The sequence below is a fragment of the Polaromonas sp. P1_G2 genome (assembly GCF_056405515.1).
The window spans coordinates 1-366 of sequence record NZ_JBFUBY010001703.1; the positions used below are offsets into that span (position 1 = coordinate 1).

General features: G+C 62.6%; 1 protein-coding gene. It reads left to right on the top strand.

All coding sequences use genetic code 11. The features are described 5' to 3' along the window. Positions 1-271 (top strand): hypothetical protein (locus AC1D0P_RS32195; protein WP_477680435.1); only part of this gene is annotated, 271 nt, incomplete at its 5' end. Positions 272-366: the final 95 nt, after the last annotated feature.

Below are 366 nucleotides of genomic sequence, written 5' to 3' on the forward strand. Positions count from 1 at the left end.
GCTCTATTACCTGCGCGACCTGCGTGGCAAGGCTGCCCGTATCGTCGAAAACACCAATGCCCGCGCCCGCAAGCTGAACGAAGGCGAACGCCAGGCGCTGCAGGCTGAGAAGGCTCGCATCGAAGCCGAAAAGCTTGCCGCTGCCCAGGCACTGGCTGCGGAAAAGGCTGCTGCGGAAGCTGCCGCAGCCGCTGAAAAGGCTGCCGCCGAGAAGGCTGCTGCCGAAGCCGCTGCCGCTGAAGCTGCAGCTGCCGAGACCAAGGCTGAATAAAGATTACGGCTTGACCGGATTGAAAAAGCGGTGCCTTCGGGTGCCGCTTTTTTGGTATCTACCATCCGCCAGCTTGGCTGCCAGCCGCACCAGGC